This is a genomic window from Streptomyces sp. NPDC050315 (assembly GCF_040655775.1).
GTDB lineage: Bacteria > Actinomycetota > Actinomycetes > Streptomycetales > Streptomycetaceae > Streptomyces.
Window position 1 is genome coordinate 52275 of record NZ_JBFAKN010000011.1, and the last position, 18656, is coordinate 70930.

At 72.3% G+C, this 18656-nt stretch carries 17 protein-coding genes, 1 tRNA gene and 1 pseudogene; 9 read left to right on the forward strand and 10 right to left on the reverse strand.

From position 1 onward, the window contains the following. Positions 1-127 precede the first annotated feature (127 nt). The gene (locus AB0I82_RS32570) at positions 128-721 is read left to right on the forward strand and encodes a histidine phosphatase family protein (RefSeq protein ID WP_363261055.1); all 594 of its coding nucleotides are present in this window, start codon (positions 128-130) and stop codon (positions 719-721) included. A gap of 13 nt (positions 722-734) precedes the next feature. Here AB0I82_RS32570 and AB0I82_RS32575 read toward each other — a convergent pair whose 3' ends face one another. Further along, the gene (locus AB0I82_RS32575) at positions 735-2153 is read right to left on the reverse strand and encodes a tetratricopeptide repeat protein (protein WP_363261057.1); all 1419 of its coding nucleotides are present in this window, start codon (positions 2151-2153) and stop codon (positions 735-737) included. Between the two features lie 281 nt (positions 2154-2434). On the opposite strand from AB0I82_RS32575, the gene AB0I82_RS32580 reads away from it, so the two are divergent. Both AB0I82_RS32580 and AB0I82_RS32585 read left to right on the forward strand, forming a co-directional pair. Then, complete coding sequence (locus tag AB0I82_RS32580; RefSeq protein ID WP_363261167.1) at positions 2435-2836, forward strand: hypothetical protein; 402 nt, start codon at positions 2435-2437, stop codon at positions 2834-2836. Between the two features lie 114 nt (positions 2837-2950). Then, positions 2951-3811 carry a fused MFS/spermidine synthase gene (locus tag AB0I82_RS32585; protein ID WP_363261058.1) on the forward strand — a complete coding sequence of 287 codons (861 nt, stop codon included), beginning with the start codon at positions 2951-2953 and terminating at the stop codon, positions 3809-3811. 35 nt (positions 3812-3846) lie between these two features. On the opposite strand, the gene AB0I82_RS32590 is transcribed toward AB0I82_RS32585, so the two are convergent. Further along, complete coding sequence (locus AB0I82_RS32590; protein WP_363261059.1) at positions 3847-4401, reverse strand: hypothetical protein; 555 nt, start codon at positions 4399-4401, stop codon at positions 3847-3849. A 135-nt stretch (positions 4402-4536) separates the two neighbouring features. Between AB0I82_RS32590 and AB0I82_RS32595 the strand changes: the two genes are divergently transcribed. From AB0I82_RS32595 to AB0I82_RS32610, 4 genes and pseudogenes are all read left to right on the forward strand, one after another. Then, on the forward strand, positions 4537-5253 hold the full coding sequence (locus AB0I82_RS32595) for a response regulator transcription factor (RefSeq protein WP_363261060.1): 717 nt from the start codon (positions 4537-4539) through the stop codon (positions 5251-5253). After that, positions 5250-6659, forward strand: coding sequence for a HAMP domain-containing sensor histidine kinase (locus AB0I82_RS32600; RefSeq protein ID WP_363261061.1), 1410 nt, complete (start codon positions 5250-5252; stop codon positions 6657-6659). Before AB0I82_RS32595 ends, AB0I82_RS32600 begins: the two co-directional genes overlap by 4 nt. Positions 6660-6945: 286 nt before the next feature. After that, a pseudogene (locus tag AB0I82_RS32605) lies at positions 6946-7845 on the forward strand (chitinase); the annotation flags it as partial. Between the two features lie 207 nt (positions 7846-8052). Beyond that, positions 8053-9090, forward strand: a complete 1038-nt coding sequence (locus tag AB0I82_RS32610; RefSeq protein ID WP_363261062.1) for a LacI family DNA-binding transcriptional regulator — start codon at positions 8053-8055, stop codon at positions 9088-9090. A gap of 21 nt (positions 9091-9111) precedes the next feature. Here AB0I82_RS32610 and AB0I82_RS32615 read toward each other — a convergent pair whose 3' ends face one another. Next, the gene (locus AB0I82_RS32615; RefSeq protein WP_363261063.1) at positions 9112-10002 is read right to left on the reverse strand and encodes an AraC family transcriptional regulator; all 891 of its coding nucleotides are present in this window, start codon (positions 10000-10002) and stop codon (positions 9112-9114) included. A 132-nt stretch (positions 10003-10134) separates the two neighbouring features. Between AB0I82_RS32615 and AB0I82_RS32620 the strand changes: the two genes are divergently transcribed. Beyond that, positions 10135-10785, forward strand: a complete 651-nt coding sequence (locus tag AB0I82_RS32620) for an NAD(P)H-binding protein (protein WP_363261065.1) — start codon at positions 10135-10137, stop codon at positions 10783-10785. A 67-nt stretch (positions 10786-10852) separates the two neighbouring features. Here the strand turns inward: AB0I82_RS32620 and AB0I82_RS32625 are convergent. The 4 genes from AB0I82_RS32625 to AB0I82_RS32640 all read right to left on the reverse strand — a co-directional run bounded on the left by AB0I82_RS32625 (position 10853) and on the right by AB0I82_RS32640 (position 13618). Further along, positions 10853-10928: transfer RNA gene (locus AB0I82_RS32625), tRNA-His, on the reverse strand. Positions 10929-11036: 108 nt separating this feature from the next. Next, positions 11037-11657 (reverse strand): oligoribonuclease, encoded by a 621-nt coding sequence (gene orn / locus AB0I82_RS32630; RefSeq protein WP_363261066.1) that lies wholly within the window; start codon positions 11655-11657, stop codon positions 11037-11039. A gap of 5 nt (positions 11658-11662) precedes the next feature. Next, positions 11663-12943 carry a helix-turn-helix domain-containing protein gene (locus tag AB0I82_RS32635; RefSeq protein WP_363261067.1) on the reverse strand — a complete coding sequence of 427 codons (1281 nt, stop codon included), beginning with the start codon at positions 12941-12943 and terminating at the stop codon, positions 11663-11665. Positions 12944-13312: 369 nt separating this feature from the next. Next, on the reverse strand, positions 13313-13618 hold the full coding sequence (locus AB0I82_RS32640; RefSeq protein WP_363261068.1) for a hypothetical protein: 306 nt from the start codon (positions 13616-13618) through the stop codon (positions 13313-13315). Between the two features lie 443 nt (positions 13619-14061). On the opposite strand from AB0I82_RS32640, the gene AB0I82_RS32645 reads away from it, so the two are divergent. After that, entirely contained in the window at positions 14062-14583 is a 522-nt protein-coding gene (locus tag AB0I82_RS32645; protein WP_030250046.1) for a universal stress protein, read from the forward strand. A 412-nt stretch (positions 14584-14995) separates the two neighbouring features. Here AB0I82_RS32645 and glmS read toward each other — a convergent pair whose 3' ends face one another. The 3 genes from glmS to AB0I82_RS32660 form a co-directional block, all read right to left on the reverse strand. Beyond that, a complete protein-coding gene (gene glmS, locus AB0I82_RS32650) occupies positions 14996-16816 on the reverse strand; it encodes a glutamine--fructose-6-phosphate transaminase (isomerizing) (RefSeq protein WP_363261069.1) in 1821 nt (606 codons plus the stop codon). Positions 16817-16861: 45 nt separating this feature from the next. After that, positions 16862-17137: a hypothetical protein gene (locus tag AB0I82_RS32655; RefSeq protein WP_030250040.1), complete on the reverse strand. Its 276-nt coding sequence runs from the start codon at positions 17135-17137 to the stop codon at positions 16862-16864. Positions 17138-17492: 355 nt separating this feature from the next. Beyond that, entirely contained in the window at positions 17493-18653 is a 1161-nt protein-coding gene (locus AB0I82_RS32660) for an acyl-CoA dehydrogenase family protein (RefSeq protein ID WP_363261071.1), read from the reverse strand. Between the last annotated feature and the right edge of the window lie 3 nt (positions 18654-18656).

The window sequence follows — 18656 nt, forward strand, 5'->3', positions numbered from 1 at the left end:
GTGGCCCGTGGAACGCATGCGCGATGATGGACCGGACGGAACGAGACGTACTGCCGCCGGCCCCGTACGGCGGCACGATCGAGCAAGGCCGGCGGCGAGCGGGTTCGCGCCGGTGAGAGGTAATCCCATGGCACCGCGCATCCTGCTGGCCCGGCACGGGCAGACGGAGTGGTCCCTGTCCGGCAAGCACACCGGGCGCACGGACATCCCGCTCCTCGAAGAGGGCCGACGCGGCGCCAAGCTGCTCGGCGAGCGGCTGCACCGCGCTCCCTGGGACGGACTCCCGGACGTCGAGGTGCGCACGAGCCCCCTGGTCCGCGCCAAGGAGACCTGCGAGCTGGCCGGCTTCGGGGACCGCGCGGCGGACTGGGACGCGCTCATGGAGATCGACTACGGCGCGTACGAGGGGCTGACGCCCACCGAGATCAAGGCGGACCGGCCCGACTGGCTCATCTGGCGGGACGGCGTCCCCGACGGCGAGACGCTCGCCCAGGTGACGCAGCGCGTGGACGGCGTCATCGAGGAGGTCCGCTCGGGCGGCCGCGACGTGCTCGTCTTCGCGCACGGCCACATTCTGCGGTCGCTGTGCGCCCGCTGGCTCGGCGAGGACATCTCCTTCGGGGCCCGCATCCGCCTCGACCCGACGTCCCTCTCGGTGCTCGGCTGGGCCTACGGGGCCCCGGCCATCGAGCGCTGGAACGACACGGGCCACCTGGGCTGAGCGCCCGGGGCGCTCACGCCGGCCGGGCCGCCAGGGCATGCCGGTCCAGGAAAGCGGCGACCTCCGGGACGCGGCGCTGCGGGCGCAGCGCCTTGGCCGTACCGGCCAGCATCGTACGGATACGGGCCGAGCCGACCTCGCCCAGCAGGTCCAGCACGCGGAGCCCGGCGGCGGCCGCCTCGTCGGGCACGCCGCTGCCCGCCAGATCGCCCGCCAGCTCCGCCGTGAACAGCGCGATGTTCCGCGTGAAGTGCGGGTTCTGGAGCGCCACGGCGCGGCGCGCGTGCTCCGCAGCGCGCCCCCGTTCCCCCAGCGCCGACCAGCACTGCGCCTCCAGGCCCGCGAGTTCGGCGTCCCCGTAGAAGGACATCCACTCCGGGTCGGCGTCGGAGGGCCCGTGGGCGAAGAGCCGGCGCGCCCGCAACAGCGCCTCCTCGCAGCCCGCCCGGTCGCCGAGCCCCGCCCAGCCGCCCGCCTCGCGCAGCGCCAGCAGGGACAACAGGCGGCGCGAGGAGAGGTGCTTCGCGGCGTGCTGGGCGGCCTGCGCGGCGCGTACCGCCTCCCGCGGTCGGCCCGCGTCCCGGGCGAGGAACGCGGTGTTGCAGAACGCGTGCGCCTCCAGGGCCGGGTCGCCCGCCACCCGCGCCGTCGCCAGCGCCTCCGCGTAGTGCGAGCGGGCGTCCCCGAAGCGGCCCGAGTCATGGGCCAGCCAGCCCACCGAGATGGCCAGTTCACCGGCGCCCGCGTACAGCCGGTCGGCCACCGACTGGCGGTGCGTCCCGGCGTCCAGGAGCTCGTAGGCGGCGCGCAGCGGCTGGGCCGCGCGCTGGTAGATGCCCTCGGCGCCGTGCCGGTCGTCCAGCAGCCGGATGCGGCGCACCGCGTCCTCCACGGCCGCCGCCTCGGCTCCGCCCGCGCGTCTCCCGCCGTCCAGGAGAGGCGGTACGGACTCTGCGGTCCCGAGGGGCGCCAGGCCGGCGATCCCCAGCGCGGCGGCCGGGCCGCCGGTCATGAACGCGCGACGCAGCACGTCGCTCTCCTCGTAGCTCTGAGTGGATGTTTCGCGGTGGCGCTGAGTGGTGGTACGGGTGTGCTCGCGCGGCCCCGGGGGCGCGGCGTCCGCGTGCGCCCGCGCCCCCCGTCCGCGTACCGTCTCGCGCGGCGCGAACCCCATGTCGGCCGGTGTCAGGCCGGGGAACATGTGCCGGAACACCCGCTCGTAGGCGTAGTTGGGGCAGCGGATCTCGCCGGCCTCGACGCGGCCCACGTAGCGCGCGTCGCACGAGACCTGCTCGCCGATCTCACGGGCGGCGCGGCGCACGGCAGCCGCGAACTCGCCGGGTGACAGCCGGCCGCGCAACTGCCGGAAGGCGGTGTTCGGGCGGGCCGGCAGGTCGCGGGCCGGCGCTGCTGGACCTGTGGGCGACGTCATGGCGGACCCTCTCCATGCCATCCGTGCGGCGATGCCGCACGCTGGGCGGCGCGGCGGGACGACCGTACCGTCCGTGACACCCGCGATACGGAGAGTTTGTTTACAAAAGGGATATCTCACCCGGCATCCGCCATGAAGTGCCATCCTTTACGGCGTTCTGACGCCGTTGCTGTTGACGCGCTTTCGCGTTGCATCAGGTGTAAGGAAGCGGCGCGTCAGGAGGAGGGGTTTCCGTGCTGAAGACCGGCGGGGGCAAGGGTGTCGTCGAGACCGCTTCGGGTGTGCCGGGCGGTGCAGGGGCAGCCGTCACCGGGACCGCCGAGCCGCCCCGCGACCTCGACCTGGTCACGGTGCCGGCGCGGCAGGGTCTGGAGGCGGTGGACATCCTCCGGCTGCGCGATGGCGTCGGTCCGGTCCTGCACGACGGCGCGTGCGACACCCTCGGCTTCCTGGTGCCGCCGGGCACGGCCGACGGCTGGGACCTGCCCGGCAGCGCCTGTACGCAGACGTACGGCGGCGGGCGGGGGAGCGGCGTGCGGGGCGCGGCCGAGCCGCCGGTCGCCGGCACGGGCTGGCTGGTCCCCCCGGAGGGCGCGTTCGCCGCGGCGACCGACCCCGCGGTGCTGCGCGCCGCGCTCGGCGAGGCGGCCCGCACGATCGAGGCCGTCGACCGCTGCTGCTGAGCGGCGTCCCTGCGGCTTCCCCCCTGTGGCCTCTCTGCGGCCTCTCTGCGGGCCTCCCCTGGTGGCCCGCAGGCGGCCCGCGGCCGGTCAGGCCCCGTCGGGGATACTGGCCGGATGGCGAAGAACAGGCGGGCGCGTGCGGCGCGGGAGCCGGTGACGGCGGAGGTGACCGGCGGCCGCGCCGAGCTGCGGCCCGACCGGGACCGGCCGCGCGGCTGGACGCTGCTGATCGACGACGCCCCGCAGTCCTTCGTGGACCTCGACGACCCGGCGTACCTCGACTTCTCCTACCAGCGCCGCCTCGGTCACATCGCCGACCTCGCGGCCCCGCCCGGCAAGCCGCTGCGCGTGCTGCACCTCGGAGGCGGCGCGCTCACCCTGGCGCGTTACGTCGCGACGACCCGCCCCCGCTCCACCCAGCAGGTCGTGGAGATCGACGCGCCGCTCGTGCAGTTCGTCCGCGAACAGCTGCCCCTGGAGAGCGGGGCGCGCGTCAAGGTACGCGGCGGGGACGCCCGCGCCGGACTCGCCAAGGTCCCGGACGGCTGGGCCGACCTGATCATCGCGGACGTCTTCAGCGGCGCCCGTACACCCGCGCATCTGACCAGTACCGAGTTCGTCACCGAGGCGGCGCGGGCGCTGGCGCCCGGCGGCTGGTACGCGGCCAACCTCGCGGACGGCCCGCCGCTGGCCTTCGTACGCGCGCAGATCGCCACCGTGGGCGCGGTCTTCGGCGAGCTGTGCCTGACCGCCGCGCCCCCGGTGCTGCGCGGCAAGCGCTTCGGGAACGCCGTACTGCTCGCCGCCGACGGGCCGCTGCCGGTCGCCGAGCTGACCCGGCGGGCCGCGACCGACCCGGAGACCGGCCGCGTCGAACACGGGCGCGCGCTGCGGGACTTCGCGGGCGGCGCGGCGCCGGTCACGGACGCCACCGCGGTCGCCTCGCCCGCGCCGCCGCCCGGCACCTTCGACTGAGGCTGCTGAGGCTGCGCCTCGAAGCCCGCTGCGGACTACTGCGCGTGGTTGTCCGTCGTGACCGTCGGCGGGTGGCCGTTCCAGGTGGAGATCACCGAGGTGCGGTCGGGGCCGCGGGTGAAGTCGACGCGGAGCCAGCCGTCCTGCTTCCAGACCTGCATCTGCCAGCCGGGCCCCGGCGTGGCCGACACCAGCTCGGCGTGCGTCTCGCGCAGGTCCAGGACGACCCGGCCGCCGTCGGTGCGGTAGCCCCTGACCGTGCTCGGCGCGGCGGAGCCGGGGGCCGTGGAGGAGCGGTCCGGCGCCGGGCTGGGTGGCGGCGAGGAGGGCTTCTCCGAGGGCCGGTCGGTGCTCGCACTCGGGGAGGGGGAGGGCTTGGGGCGGTGGGTGGAGGACGCGCGGGGTGCGGCGCCGCTCGCGGAATCGGGCTGCGCGCCGGGCGCGTTGTCGGAGATCGGGAGCGCGCGCGGCGGGTCGTACGCCGTACCGGAGACCACCGTGTGCACGCCGAACCACGACAGCGTGACCGCGGCGCCCGTCGCCAGCGTCCAGGCGCCCGCATGAATCAGTCCTCGTAGCACCCGGTTCATACTGCACCACTCCGGGCGCCGCGCACGACGCTCCGCCGCGGGGCCGTGCGAAACCGACGACGGGGCCTTGCGAAACGGACGACGATCGTCAATGGCCGGTCAAGAACCGCACCCGAATGGCGTACGGTGCCGCCCATGGCTCGTGTGCTCGTGGTCGAGGACGACCAGTTCGTCCGCTCGGCTCTCATCCGGCATCTGTCCGACGCCGCACACACCGTGCGCAGCGTCGGCACCGCCCTGGAGGCGCTGCGCGAGGTGGCCCAGGTCGGCTTCGACGTGGTCGTCCTGGACCTCGGGCTGCCCGACCTGGACGGCCGCGAGGCGCTGAAGATGCTGCGCGGCATCACCGATGTCCCCGTGATCGTTGCCACAGCGCGCGACGACGAGGCGGAGATCGTTCGATTGCTCAACGACGGCGCCGACGACTACCTCACGAAGCCGTTCTCCGTGGAACACCTGTCCGCCCGGATGGCCGCCGTACTGCGCCGCGCCCACGGGTCCGGCGGGCCGCCGCCCTCCCAGGTGCTCCGGGTCGGCGGCCTGACCGTCGACCCGCTGCGCCGACAGGCCGCCCTGGACGGCGCGCCACTGGACCTGACCCGCCGCGAGTTCGACCTGCTGGCCTTCCTGGCCGGGCGCCCCGGCGTGGTCGTGGCCCGTAAGGAGCTGCTCGCCGAGGTGTGGCAGCAGTCCTACGGCGACGACCAGACCATCGACGTCCACCTGTCCTGGCTGCGCCGCAAGCTCGGCGAGACCGCCGCCAGCCCCCGCTACCTGCACACCCTGCGCGGCGTCGGCGTGAAGCTGGAGCCGCCACAGGAAGTGCCGCCGCAGGCCGGGCCCCGGCCGTGAGATGGGCGCTGGTCAAGGTCGCGCTCGCGGTCACGGCCATGGTGGTGATCGCGTTCGCCGTCCCGCTCGGCATGGTCGTCAAGGAGCTGGCCCGGGACCGCGCGTTCGCCAACGCCGAGCGGCAGGCCGCCGCGATCGGTCCGGTACTCGCCATCACCACCGACCGTGCCGCGCTGACCCGCGCGGTCGCCAGCGCCGAGACCGGGCCCGGCGGCCAGCTCGGCGTCCACGTACCGCCGAGGGGCCGGGGCGGCGCGCCCGCGGTGATCGGCGCGGGCCGGGCGAAGGCCGCCGAGGTGGCCCGCGCCGCACGGTACGGCCGCGCTTCCGTCGCCACCGTCCGCGGCGGCTCCTCGCTGCTCCAGCCCACCGCGGTCGCCTCCGGCACCGCCGTGGTCGAGGTCTTCGTCCCGGAGGCGGCGGTCACCAACGGCGTCACGACCTCCTGGGTGCTGCTCGCCGGCGTCGGCCTCGCGCTGATCGTCGGCTCGGTGGCGGTCGCCGACCGGCTCGGTACCCGGATGGTGCGGCCCGCCGAGCGGCTCGCGGGCGCGGCGCACGACCTGGGGGACGGCAAGCTGGGCGTACGGGTCCTGGAGGACGGCCCCAAGGAGCTGCGCTCGGCGGCCGTCGCCTTCAACTCCATGGCCGACCAGGTCGTCCAGCTGCTCGCCAATGAGCGCGAGCTGGCCGCCGACCTCAGCCACCGCCTCCGTACGCCGCTGACCGTGCTGCGCCTGAACGCGGCGTCGCTCGGCGACGGCCCGGCCGCCGAGCACACCCGTACCGCCGTCGCTCAGCTGGAGCGCGAGGTGGACCGGATCATCCGTACCGCGCGCGAGCAGCAGGCGCTGACCCAGCAGGTGGCGGCGGCCGGGTGCGACGCGGCCGAGGTGATCCGGGAGCGGATGGGCTTCTGGTCGGCGCTCGCGGAGGACGAGGGGCGCACGGTACGAGTGGCGGGCGCGGACCGTCCCGTACGCGTTCCCGTCGCGCGCCCCGAGCTGGCCGCCGCGCTGGACGCGCTCCTCGGCAACGTCTTCCGGCACACCCCCGAAGGCACCGCGTTCGCCGTGGACGTGCACCACGCCGAGGACGCGGTGATCGTGCTGGTGTCGGACGCGGGCCCCGGCATCGCCGACCCGGCCGCCGCGCTCCGGCGCGGCCACGGCCACGGCGGCGACGGCTCGACCGGGCTGGGCCTGGACATCGCCCGCCGTCTCGCGGAGTCCACCGGCGGCGACGTACGGATCGGCCGCTCGGTCCTGGGCGGTACCGAGGTACGCATCTGGCTCGCCCTGCACGACCGGCGTGGCCGGGGCCCGTCCGGGCGCCGCCACCGGGCCCGCCGCCTGGGCCGGCTCCGCCGGCGGGCCCTCGGAGCGCGCGTTCCCCGGCCGCGCTGAACGCCGCCGCTTAACCCCTCCCTTTCCGTTCCTTAAGCGGTCCATAAGTCCGCTGCCCGGCGCACGGAACCTGCCGATTGTCCGTTTTCCGCTCGCTAGCGTGCGGGGCGTCACCCCCCACGACACGACAGGCAGGCACCAGATGACTTCTCCGGCACACCGCCGCCGTACGAGCTGCACGGCCAAGCTGATCGGCGCGGGCGCCGCCGCGGCGCTCGCCGTGGGCGGCGCGTTCGCCGTCGCCGGCGCGGCACAGGCGAGCAAGGCCACGCCGGCCGAACGGGCCGCTGCGGGCGGCGCGTTCGCCCCGTACGTCGACACCTCGCTCAGCCCCGCGTACGACCTGCTGGACACGGCCAAGAAGACCGGAGTGAAGACCTTCAACCTCGCCTTCATCACCTCCGGCGGCGGCTGCGACCCCAAGTGGGGCGGCAGCGGCGCGCTGGACGGCGACCCGGTCGCGCAGCAGATACCGAAGCTGCGCGCCGAAGGCGGCGACGTACGCGTCTCGTTCGGCGGCGCGGCCGGCTCCGAGCTCGGGCTCGCCTGCGGCTCGGCGGACGAACTGGCCGCCGCGTACGGCAAGGTCGTCGACGCGTACGACCTGAAGAAGGCCGACTTCGACATCGAGGGCGGCGCGCTGCCCAACACGGAGGCCAACACCCGCCGCGCGCAGGCCATCGCGCAGCTCCAGAAGGACCACCCGGACCTGGAGGTCTCCTTCACCCTGCCCGTCATGCCCGAGGGGCTGACCCAGGACGGCGTGGGCCTCCTTGCCGACGCCAAGAAGAACGGGGTGAAGATCTCCGCCGTCAACATCATGGCGATGGACTACGGGGCCTCGTACGACGGCGACATGGGGAAGTACGCGATCCAGGCCGCCACCGCCACCCAGAAGCAGGTGAAGGACGCCCTCGGGCTGAGCGAAACGGACGCCTGGAAGACGGTCGCCGTGACCCCGATGATCGGCGTCAACGACGTGGCGACCGAGATCTTCACGCAGGCCGACGCCAAGGAGCTCGCGGACTTCGCCGCCACCAAGCACCTCGGCTGGCTGTCGATGTGGTCCGCCACCCGCGACAAGGCGTGCGACGGCGGCTCCTCCGGCACCGCCCAGCCGACCTGCAGCTCCATCGATCAGCAGCCACTGGACTTCACCAAGGCCCTCGGCGCCTACCAGGGCTGACCCGCCCCGGTACCAGAACCGACCCGGACCACCCCCCAACGGCGGGGCGCAGCGGACCCCCACCCCCACAGCCGCTGCGCCCCGCGCTTCCGTTTGTTCCGCACCGCACCGATCTGGCGCCGCTTTCCGCCGTTCCGCCGCGTTCCGCTGTGTAATGGCCGCATACATTCACGGCCGGGAGGTACGGCCGGGAGTCCGGAGGCAGCCATGGCAGCGGCAGGGCGCGGTGGTCGGCGCGGCGGACGCCCCACGCTCGAGGAGGTGGCGGCGCGGGCCGGCGTCGGCCGGGGCACCGTCTCCCGGGTCGTCAACGGCTCGCCCCGGGTGAGCCCCCGCACGCGCGCCGCCGTCGAGCGGGCCATCGCCGAGCTGCAGTACGTACCGCACGGCGCGGCCCGCGCGCTGGCCGCCGACCGCACCGACGCCGTCGCGCTCGTGATCCCGGAGCCGGAGACCCGGCTGTTCGCCGAGCCGTACTTCTCCGGGATCATCCGCGGGGTCGGCGCCGGGCTCGCCGACACCGACCTCCAGCTGCTGCTGATCCTCGTCCGCACGCCCAAGGAGCGGGAGCGGCTGGGCCAGTACCTCGCCGCGCACCGTGTGGACGGCGTGCTGCTGGTCTCCGTGCACGTGGACGACCCGCTGCCCGACCTGCTGTCCCGGCTGGAGCTGCCCGCCGTGCTCAGCGGCCGCCGCTCCGCCCGCGAGACCGTGCCGTACGTCGACTCCGACAACACCGGCGGGGCCCGGGCCGCCGCCCGGCACCTCCTGGAGCGCGGCCGGCGGACGATCGCCACGATCGCCGGGCCGCCGGACATGTACGCGGCGCAGTGCCGCCTGGACGGTTACCGGCAGGCGCTGGAGGACACCGGGTACGACCCGGACGAGGCACTGATCGTCCCGGCGGACTTCACCGAGGACGGCGGACGGCGGGCGATGGCCGCGCTGCTGGACCGCCGCCCGGACGTGGACGCGGTCTTCGCGGCCTCGGACGTGATGGCGGCCGGAGCGCTGACAGTACTGAGAGAACGCGGCCGCCGGGTCCCGGAGGACGTGGCGCTGGTCGGCTTCGACGACTCGGCCGTCGCCCGCCACCTGGACCCGCCCCTGAGCAGCGTGCGCCAGCCGATCGAGGAAATGGGCCGGGCAATGGCCCGCGTCCTGATCGAAGAAATCGCCGAACGCTCCCGCGAACGCCCCCAACTGGTCCTGCCGACGGAACTGGTCGTACGCGAGTCCTCCTGACGGCCGCGACCTGACAGGCCGTCACGCCCCGCCGCGCACACTCTCCCGGAAGGCGATCGGCGTGACGCCCGCGCGGTGCAGGAAGTACTTGCTGAAGTTCGTCGCGTCCTCGAAGCCGAGGCGGCGGGCGACCCGGGCGGCCGGCAGATCGCCGTGCGCGAGCAGCCGCTTGGCCTCCAGCACCACCCTGCGGTCGATGAACTCCTTCGCGCCGACCCCGGCGGCGGCCTCCGTGGCGCGGGAGAGCGTACGCGGCGAATAGCCCAGCGCCCGGGCGTAGTCGGCGACCCGGCGGCTGACCGCGAAGTCCCGCTCGACGGCGTCCCGGAAGCGCAGGAACGTCGTCGTCGCCGCACAGTCACCGGCGTACTCCGCCGCATCCCGCACCAAATGTGCGGCGCGCAGCACCAGTACCGACAGCAGATGCCGCAGCACCTCCAGGTGCGCCTCCAGCGGCAGCCCGCACAGCGCGCCGAACTCGCGGTACAGATGGTCCAGCGCCGCCCGCGCGGCTTCCCCTGCCGCGTCCTCCGGATGCCGTACGGCCGGGCCGTACCAGTCCTCCAGGCGGGCCGCGGTGGCCGTCGCCGGGTCGAGGAAGCCGGACTCGAAGAGCACGAGGACGCCCTCCGCCTCCGCCAGGTCCCCGAAGTGCTGCACCTGACCGGGCCGTACCCACAGCCAGTCGCCCGGCGCCACGTCGTACCGGCGGAAGTCGACGGTGTGGGAGAGCCGGCCCGCGTCCAGCGAGAGGAGGTGGTGGAAGCCGGGGCGGTGCGGGACGGCCAGCGCGCAGGCGTCGGCCCGCGCGCGCAGCTCGGCGAGCGTCATGACCTCCACGCCCGCGGGCCGCCCGGCAGGCGCCGAGAACGCCACCTCCGGAATGCTCTCCGCACGCTCACTGCCCTGCATGTCGCTTTTTCACCATCGCTAGTCGTGCTCATACCCCGGAATGCCTGGATACCACCCCTAGCGTAGAAGACGTCACCGCGAAGGTTGACGGAAACCGGAAACCCCTCACCGAACCCCTCACCTGGAGTACCCATGTCCAAGATCGCCCTGTTCGGCGCCAACGGCACCATCGGCAGCCGCGTCCTCGACGAGGCCCTGGCGCGCGGCCACGAGGTCACCGCGGTGGTCCGCGACCCCGCGAAGATCACCAAGACCCACCCGAAGCTCACCGTGACCACCGGAGACGTCCTGGACCCGGCCGCCGTGGCCGCGGCCGCCGAAGGCCAGGACGTACTGATCAGCGCGGTCGGCGGTGGCGATGGACCCGGCCACCTCGCCACGATCAAGCCCTCGGCCGAGTCGCTGGTGGCCGGCCTGCGGAAGCTGGGTGACGGAGCGCCGCGGCTGATCGCGGTCGGCGGCGCGGGGTCGCTCCGTACCCCCGACGGCAAGCAGGTCTGGGACGCGGAGGGGCTGCCGGAGTTCCTGCTGCAGATCATGCACGCGCACGGCGACGCGCTGGAGTACTTGCGCACCATCACAGACGTGCGCTGGACCAGCCTCAGCCCGGCGGCCCTGATCGAGCCCGGCACCCGTACGGGCAGCTACCGCACCGCCTCCGACGACCTGGTCGCCGCGGCGGACGGCAGCAGCCGGATATCCACCGAGGACTACGCGGCCGCCCTCCTCGACGAGGCCGAGCAGCCCCGCCACATCGGCGAGCGCTTCACCGTCGGCTACTGAGAGCCCGCGCCCTCACACCGGACACGATGAAGGCCCGGTCCGCTTTCGCGGACCGGGCCTTCATCGTTGGGGTGAGTAACGGGACTTGAACCCGCGACATCCTGGACCACAACCAGGTGCTCTACCAGCTGAGCTATACCCACCATGACCGGTGCTGTGTGGTGTCTTGTTCCCCACCGGCTGAAGAAAAGTGTACAGGGTCCGAAGGGGTGCTCGCTCCCGGCTTTCCCCCGAGCCGGGAGCGAGCTGCGTCACTCTCCTGCCGGCTGCTGTTCCGCAGGCAGGACGTGCTTGGCCGCGATCGCCTTCGCGGTGTCGGAGTCGGGCCCCGGCTGCGGCACGAAGACCGCCTCCCGGTAGTACCGCAACTCCGCGATCGACTCACGGATGTCCGCGAGCGCCCGGTGGTTCCCGTTCTTCTCCGGGCTGTTGAAGTACGCCCTCGGGTACCAGCGCCGCGCCAGCTCCTTGACCGACGAGACATCGACGATCCGGTAGTGGAGATAGTCCTCCAGCTCCGGCATGTCGCGCAGCAGGAAGCCGCGGTCGGTGCCGACGGAGTTGCCGCACAGCGGGGCCTTGCCCGGCTCCGGTACATGACTCTTGATGTAGTCCATGACCTGCCGCTCGGCGTCGGCGAGGGTCGTCCCGCCGTCCAGCTCCGCCAGCAGACCCGAGGCGGTGTGCATCTCACGCACCACCTCGGGCATGGTCTCCAGGGCCTCGGCGGGGGGACGGATGACGATGTCCACCCCCTCGCCGAGGATGTTCAGCTCCGAGTCGGTGACCAGTGCGGCCACCTCGATGAGCGCGTCGTTCGCCAGCGAGAGCCCCGTCATCTCGCAGTCGATCCACACCATGCGATCGTTCATGCGTCTCACCCTACGGGGCGCTCCCGCTGGCTGGGCAGCACCGGGCGTCCGGTGGAGCGGCCGACGGCGGGCTCACCGAGCCGGGACGCATACGCGTCCGACTCCGGTTTGCCCGGTTCGTGCGCACCGAACGGAGCGCCCTGACCCGGTACCGGGGCGTGGGCCCCGAAGCGCTCGGCCGCCGGGGTTCCCGTGCGGTCCAGGCGCTCCGGCCGTTCGGACGGACGGACCGCGGGCCCTGGTGGCTCCCCGGTGCCGTTCTGTGGCCGCCGGGCGCGGTAGGCCGCCCGGTAGGCCGCCGGGGAGGACCCCAGCTGCCGCCGGAAATGACCACGCAGCGCGACGGGGGAGCGGAAGCCGCAGCGGCCCGCCACCTCGTCCACCGAGTAGTCCGACGTCTCCAGCAGCCGCTGAGCCTGCAGTACGCGCTGAGTGATCAGCCACTGCAGGGGAGCGCTCCCAGTGAGTGAGCGGAACCGGCGGTCGAACGTCCGGCGGCTCATGTAAGCGCGCGCGGCGAGCGTCTCCACGTCGAACTGCTCGTGGAGATGCTCCAGCGCCCAGGCGACGACCTCGGCCAGCGGGTCGGCACCGATCTCCTCTGGTAATGACCTGTCGAGATAGCGCTGGTGCCCCAACTCCGACGCGGTGCGCCGGGGCGGTACGACCAGGCGGCGGGCGAGCGCGTTGGCCGCGTCGGCGCCGTGGTCGGTCCGCACGATGTGGAGGCACAGGTCGATGCCCGCAGCCGTGCCCGCCGACGTCAGCACATCGCCGTCGTCGACGAACAGTTCGCGTGGATCGACATGGACGGACGGGTAACGCTTCGCGAGCGTCGGTGCGTACATCCAGTGTGTGGTCGCCGGTCGGCCGTCCAGCAGCCCTGCGGCCGCCAGCACGAACGCGCCCGTGCAGAGCCCGACGATGCGGGCCCCTTCTTCATGCGCGCGCCGGAGTGCGTCCAGCGCGGCAGGTGGTGGCGCCTGGGTGATCGAACGCCAGGCCGGTACCACGACGGTACCTGCCCGGGAGATCGCTTCCAGGCCGTATGGAGCGGAAAGCTCCAGTCCGCCAGTCGTGCGCAAAGGCGCATCTTCGCCCGCGCACACAAGCAACCGGTACCTCGGCACGCCCGCGTCCTGGCGGTCGATGCCAAATACCGAGAGCGGAATGGAGCTCTCGAAAATGGGGCCGCCACTGAAGAGGAGCACCGCGACTACTTCGCGGCGTCGTCGGGCGGCGAGCTTGCGTGCGGCATCTGGTACGGCAGCGGAGTCCTGGCTCATGGCACTAAGCCCCCCTCGGTCGTCTCGCCCTCTCGGTCCTGCACTGTTCCCCCGCCGTGATTGCCAAGATCGAATCTACTGTGTCCCGTGAGGATGGAGTGCCAAGTTCACCACCTGCTGGTAAGTCGATATGGCAACTTGGCGCGAAGCATTCGATCACGAAGCGTTCCACTCGTGGGCCCCGGTGGGAAGTACGCGTCCCGTCCCTGCGCCTCCGTCGTAGGGCACAGCCACGCCGCGCGGTCCTTTCCGGCCTGTTCAAAGGCCGGTTGCGGGTCGCTTTTGCCAAGGGATGTGCCGGGGGTCGAACTTGGCTGAAAAGGTTCGCGGGCACTCGTGCGAGCACCGCCGGAGTCGCGCGGAAGCGCCTCAATCCCCCGGCGTGCGCCCCCCTCCATGACGTCCGCCCCGGTGCGCCCCCAGGCCCGTTCTGCCGTGCCGTCCGCGGTGCACGGAAGCCCGCTCGACGGCCAGCCGGGCGGCGGTCCGCTCGGACTGCCGCAGCAGCGCCCGGCAGGCGCACGTGACCGCCGCGAGGCCGAGGGCGGTGCCGATGGCGCCGACGGGCGACGAGCCGCACACAAGGAGGACAAGCGGAACCAGCGCGCAGCTGAACGCGCCCCAGCGGACCACGTCGCTCACAGGGTCCGTCGGCGGGTGCGGCGTACCGGGCAAGGGGGTCTCCTTCCGAGTGCTCCACGCCGACCGCGCGGACCACTGGAACAACGCGGCCGGCCACGGGGAGTCACCGCGAGGGGTACGGACGGAGCAGAGGCGGCGGTACCGGAACAGAGGAGTCCGTATCGGATCCGGGGCGTCCGTATGTAAGGGCGGCGGGCCATTGCCAACGGCGCGACGCTCCGGCATGCTCCGGGGAACGTTCGGGGGCGCTGTCCGGTCAAAAGGGACAACCGCCGTTTACGGAGGGCCTGGGCAGGGGAGGAGTGGCGCCGTACTCTTGGGGTAAGGGGTTGGGAAGATGATTCCCGGCCGTATTGTTCGGCATTGAACCATCGCCGTCGCCCCGCTCTCCGCCCAGCTCAGTCAACTGCCCGAACAAGTCAATCGCCGTTCCCCTCCGCCTCTGGGCACGAGGGCTCCCCTTCGCCGAGACACTCATGGCCGGTCACGAATTCCCCGAACCCGCGGACCGCAAGCAGGTCGCCGATCCGATGGCGGACCTCGAAGCGGCGGAACAGTCACGCCACTCCTGCGACCCCGCCTTCCAGCACGGTGTGGTGGTGGGCTTCGACGGCTCGGTGTCCAGTGAACGGGCCCTGGCCTACGCCATCGGCATGGCCCGGCGCTCCGGCTCCGGTCTGATCATCGTGCATGTCGCCAACCGGCTCCCGACGACGGTGTGGGCGGGCTGCGAGCCGCCGGTCTTCGTCGACGTCCCCGATCACCGCACGGAGGTCCTGGGGCTGGAGCTGGCCTGCGCCGACCATCTCTCCGAGCTCTCCTGGATCCTGGTCGAGCGGGGCGGCGACATCTGCCACGAACTGGAGGAGGTCGGCCGGGAGTACGCGGCCGACGCGATCGTGGTCGGCTCCACGCACGGCATCGTCGGACGGATCTTCGGCTCGGTCGCCGGGCGGCTGGCGCGGCGCGCGCAGCGACCGGTGATCGTCGTGCCGTGAGGGCCGGCGCCTGAGGGCCGGCTTGCCCTCCTCTTCTGTACGGCTCTCCCCTTCCGTACGTATTCGGCCTCAGCCGCACGTCTACTGCATCAGGTCACCTCGACGTGACGAAGCGTCATACTCCGTTTGTAGTCGACAAATCTACTGACTCGTAGAGGTGGGTTCTGCGCTGGTGAGGGGTACAAACCTTCACACGACGTGCTGCCGCCCGGGTGTGACGGTTCCCGGGAAGGCGGCATCACTGCCGGCGTTAGGGCGACGCCGGCACCGGGAGGCGGGACCTCGCACGTATGGTGGCGCGCGCGAGGCCCCGCCTCTTTTTTGCGGCTAAACCGCCGCCGCTCTCGCGGACCGGGTGCTCACCGTCGTGGTTCCTCAATTGATGGTTGCGGTGCCCGGTCGCTCTTTTTGGTTACTCCACCGTCACCGACTTCGCCAGGTTGCGGGGCTTGTCGATGTCGCGGCCGAGGGACAGGGCCGTGTGGTACGCGAGGAGTTGGAGCGGGATGCCCATGAGGATGGGGTCGAGCTCGGGCTCGTTCTTCGGTACCACGATCGTGTGGTCCGCCTTCTCCTGCTCCGCGTGCGCGACGGCGAGGATGCGGCCGCTGCGGGCCTTGATCTCCTCCAGCGCCGCGCGGTTCTTCTCCAGCAGGTCGTCGTCCGGGACGATCGCCACGGTCGGCATCGCCGGCTCGATGAGCGCCAGCGGGCCGTGCTTCAGCTCGGAGGCCGGGTACGCCTCGGCGTGGATGTAGGAGACCTCCTTGAGCTTCAAGGACGCCTCGCGCGCCACCGGGTAGCCGCGGACCCGCCCGATGAACATCATCGACTTCGCATCCGCATACAGTTCGGCGAGCTTCTTGATCTCCGCTTCGCCGGCCAGGATCTCGGTGATCTGCTCCGGCAGCCGGCGCAGGCCGTCGATGATCCGCTTGCCGTCCGCCACGGACAGGTCCCGGATGCGGCCCAGGTGCAGCGCGAGCAGCGCGAAGGAGACCACCATGTTGGTGAAGCACTTGGTGGAGACCACGCAGACCTCCGGGCCCGCGTGCACGTAGATGCCGCCGTCGGTCTCCCGCGCGATCGCCGAACCGACGACGTTCACCAGGCCCAGCACCCGCGCGCCCTTGCGCTTGAGCTCCTGTACGGCCGCGAGTACGTCGTACGTCTCACCGGACTGCGAGACGGCGACGTAGAGGGTGTCGGGGTCCACGACCGGGTTGCGGTACCGGAATTCGGAGGCGGGCTCGGCGTCCGAGGGAATGCGCGCCAGCTCCTCGATCATCTGCGCGCCGATCTGGCCCGCGTGGTACGAGGTGCCGCAGCCCAGGATCTTGACCCGGCGGACGCCGCGTGCCTCGCGCGCGTCCAGGTTGAGGCCGCCCAGGTGCACGGTGGAGAAGCGGTCGTCGATCCGCCCGCGCAGCGCGCGGTCCACCGCGTCCGCCTGCTCGGAGATCTCCTTGTGCATGTACGTGTCGTGCGCGCCCATGTCATACGACTCGGCGGCGTACTCGACGGTCTCCGGGGAGGACGTCGTGCGCGAGCCCTCAGTGGTGTACGTGCGGTAGTCGTCGGCCTTCAGTGTGGCCATCTCGCCGTCGTCGAGGGTGACGACCTGGCGGGTGTGCGAGACCAGCGCGGCCACGTCGGAGGAGACGAACATCTCCTTCTCGCCGATGCCCAGCACGACCGGGGAGCCGTTGCGCGCGACCACGATGCGGTCGGCGAAGTCGGAGTGCAGTACGGCGATCCCGTACGTGCCCTCGATGTGCCGCAGCGCCTCGCGGACCTTCTCCTCCAGCGTGGTGGCCTCGGAGCGGCCGATGAGGTGCGCGAGGACCTCGGTGTCGGTCTCGGAGGCGAACTCCACGCCGTCGGCGGTCAGCTTCGCGCGCAGCTCGGCGGCGTTGTCGATGATGCCGTTGTGGACGACGGCGACCTTGCCCTCGGCGTCCACGTGCGGGTGGGCGTTCTCGTCGTTCGGCGCGCCGTGGGTGGCCCAGCGGGTGTGGGCGATGCCGGTGGTACCGGCGAAACGCTTCGGCAGGCGCGACTCCAGCTCCCGGACCCGGCCCTTGGCCTTGGCGGTCTTCAGCCCGCCGGTCTTGCCGGAGGCGTGGATGGCGATGCCGGCGGAGTCGTAACCGCGGTACTCCAGGCGCTGCAGGCCCTCGAGGAGCAGCGGCGCGACATCGCGTTTGCCGATATAACCGACGATTCCACACATGTGGGTTGACCCTCTCGGATTGACGGTGCGTAGGTGCTCGGCGTCTCAGCCGTAGACGAGGCGGCGCAACTGGCGTATCGAGAGCTCGGGCGGGGCCACGGCGCGGTGCGGCAGCTCGTGGGCGATCCGCTCGAAGATGGCGTCGTTGCGCAGGCCCTGCGCCTGCAGTTCGCGGTGTCTGCGGCGCACGAACGTCTCGGCCGTCTCATCGAAGTACGCGAGCACGTCCTGGATCACCCGGACGGCCTCGCCGCGCTGCAGCGGCGTACTGCGTACCAGGTGTTCTACGAGGTCCTCGTGGGACGGACGGCGATCGAGCACCCGTCGATACTGCGGTCTCCGGCGCGCTTTCGCAAGAAATCTGCCCGATATCGGGCAGGGGGGTGGGGAGCGAGGCGGGGCGGGGGCGGGTTCTCCCGCGCCCCGCCCGCGTTCCTGGGCAGGGCCCCTCCCTCTCCCCGAAGGGAGAGCCCCCGCGGCAAGGCCCCTCCCCCACCTCCACCGCACTCCCAGTAACGCTACCGTCACCCACCGACAGCACCCCGGTTGTCCACAGGGCGAAGGCCGAGGCTCACAACAAGGCGAAGGCCGAGGCTCACAACCAGGTGAAGGCCGAGGCTCACACCCGGAGACTCACAACCAGAGGGTCACACCCCAGAAGCTCACCCCCCGAAGCTCACAGCCCCATCTCCCGAGCAATCAGCATCCGCTGCACCTCACTCGTCCCCTCCCCGATCTCCAAAATCTTGGAGTCGCGCCACATACGGGCGACCGGGTACTCGTTCATGAAGCCGTAGCCGCCGTGGATCTGGGTGGCCTCGCGGGCGTTGGTGACCGCGATCTCCGAGGAGTACAGCTTCGCCAGCGCGGCCTCCTTCTTGAAGCGCTCGCCGTGCACCAGGCGGGAGGCCGCGTCGCGCCAGGCCAGCCGGGAGGTGTGGGCGCGCATCTCCATGTCCGCGAGCTTGAACTGTATGGCCTGGTTCTCCCCGATCGGCTTCCCGAAGGACTTCCGTTCCTTGGCGTACTTCACCGACTCGTCCACACAGCCCTGCGCGAGGCCCGTGGCCAGCGCCGCGATGGCGATCCGGCCCTCGTCCAGGATGCGCAGGAACTGGGCGTAGCCGCGGCCCTCCTCGCCCAGCAGGTTGGCCGCCGGGACGCGGACGTCGGTGAAGGACAGCTCGCGGGTGTCCGAGGCGTTCCAGCCGACCTTGGAGTACGGTGCCGCGACCGTGAAGCCGGGAGTGCCGGACGGCACGATGATCGCGGAGATCAGCGGGCGGCCGTCCTCCTTGTGGCCGGTGACGGCCGTGACCGTCACCAGGCCCGTGATGTCCGTGCCCGAGTTGGTGATGAAGCACTTGCTGCCGTTGATCACCCACTCGTCGGTCGCCGCGTCGAGCCGGGCCGTGGTCTTCGTACCGCCCGCGTCGGAGCCGGCCTCCGGCTCGGTCAGCCCGAACGCGCCCAGCATCTCGCCCGAGCAGAGCTTCGGCAGCCAGGTCTGCTTCTGCTCCTCCGTGCCGAAGTGGTACAGCGGCATCGCGCCGAGTGAGACGCCGGCCTCCAGCGTGATCGCCACCGAGGAGTCGACCCGCGCCAGCTCCTCCAGGGCGATGCCGAGCGCCAGGTAGTCGCCGCCCATCCCGCCGTACTCCTCGGGGAACGGCAGCCCGAACAGGCCCATCCGGCCCATCTCGCGCACGATGTCGTACGGGAACTGGTGGCTCTCGTAGTACTCGCCGATCTTCGGGGCGACGACGTCGTGCGCGAACGCCTCGACCGTGGAGCGCAGTTCCTCCAGTTCGGAGGGGAGACGGTGGTCCAGGGACATGGG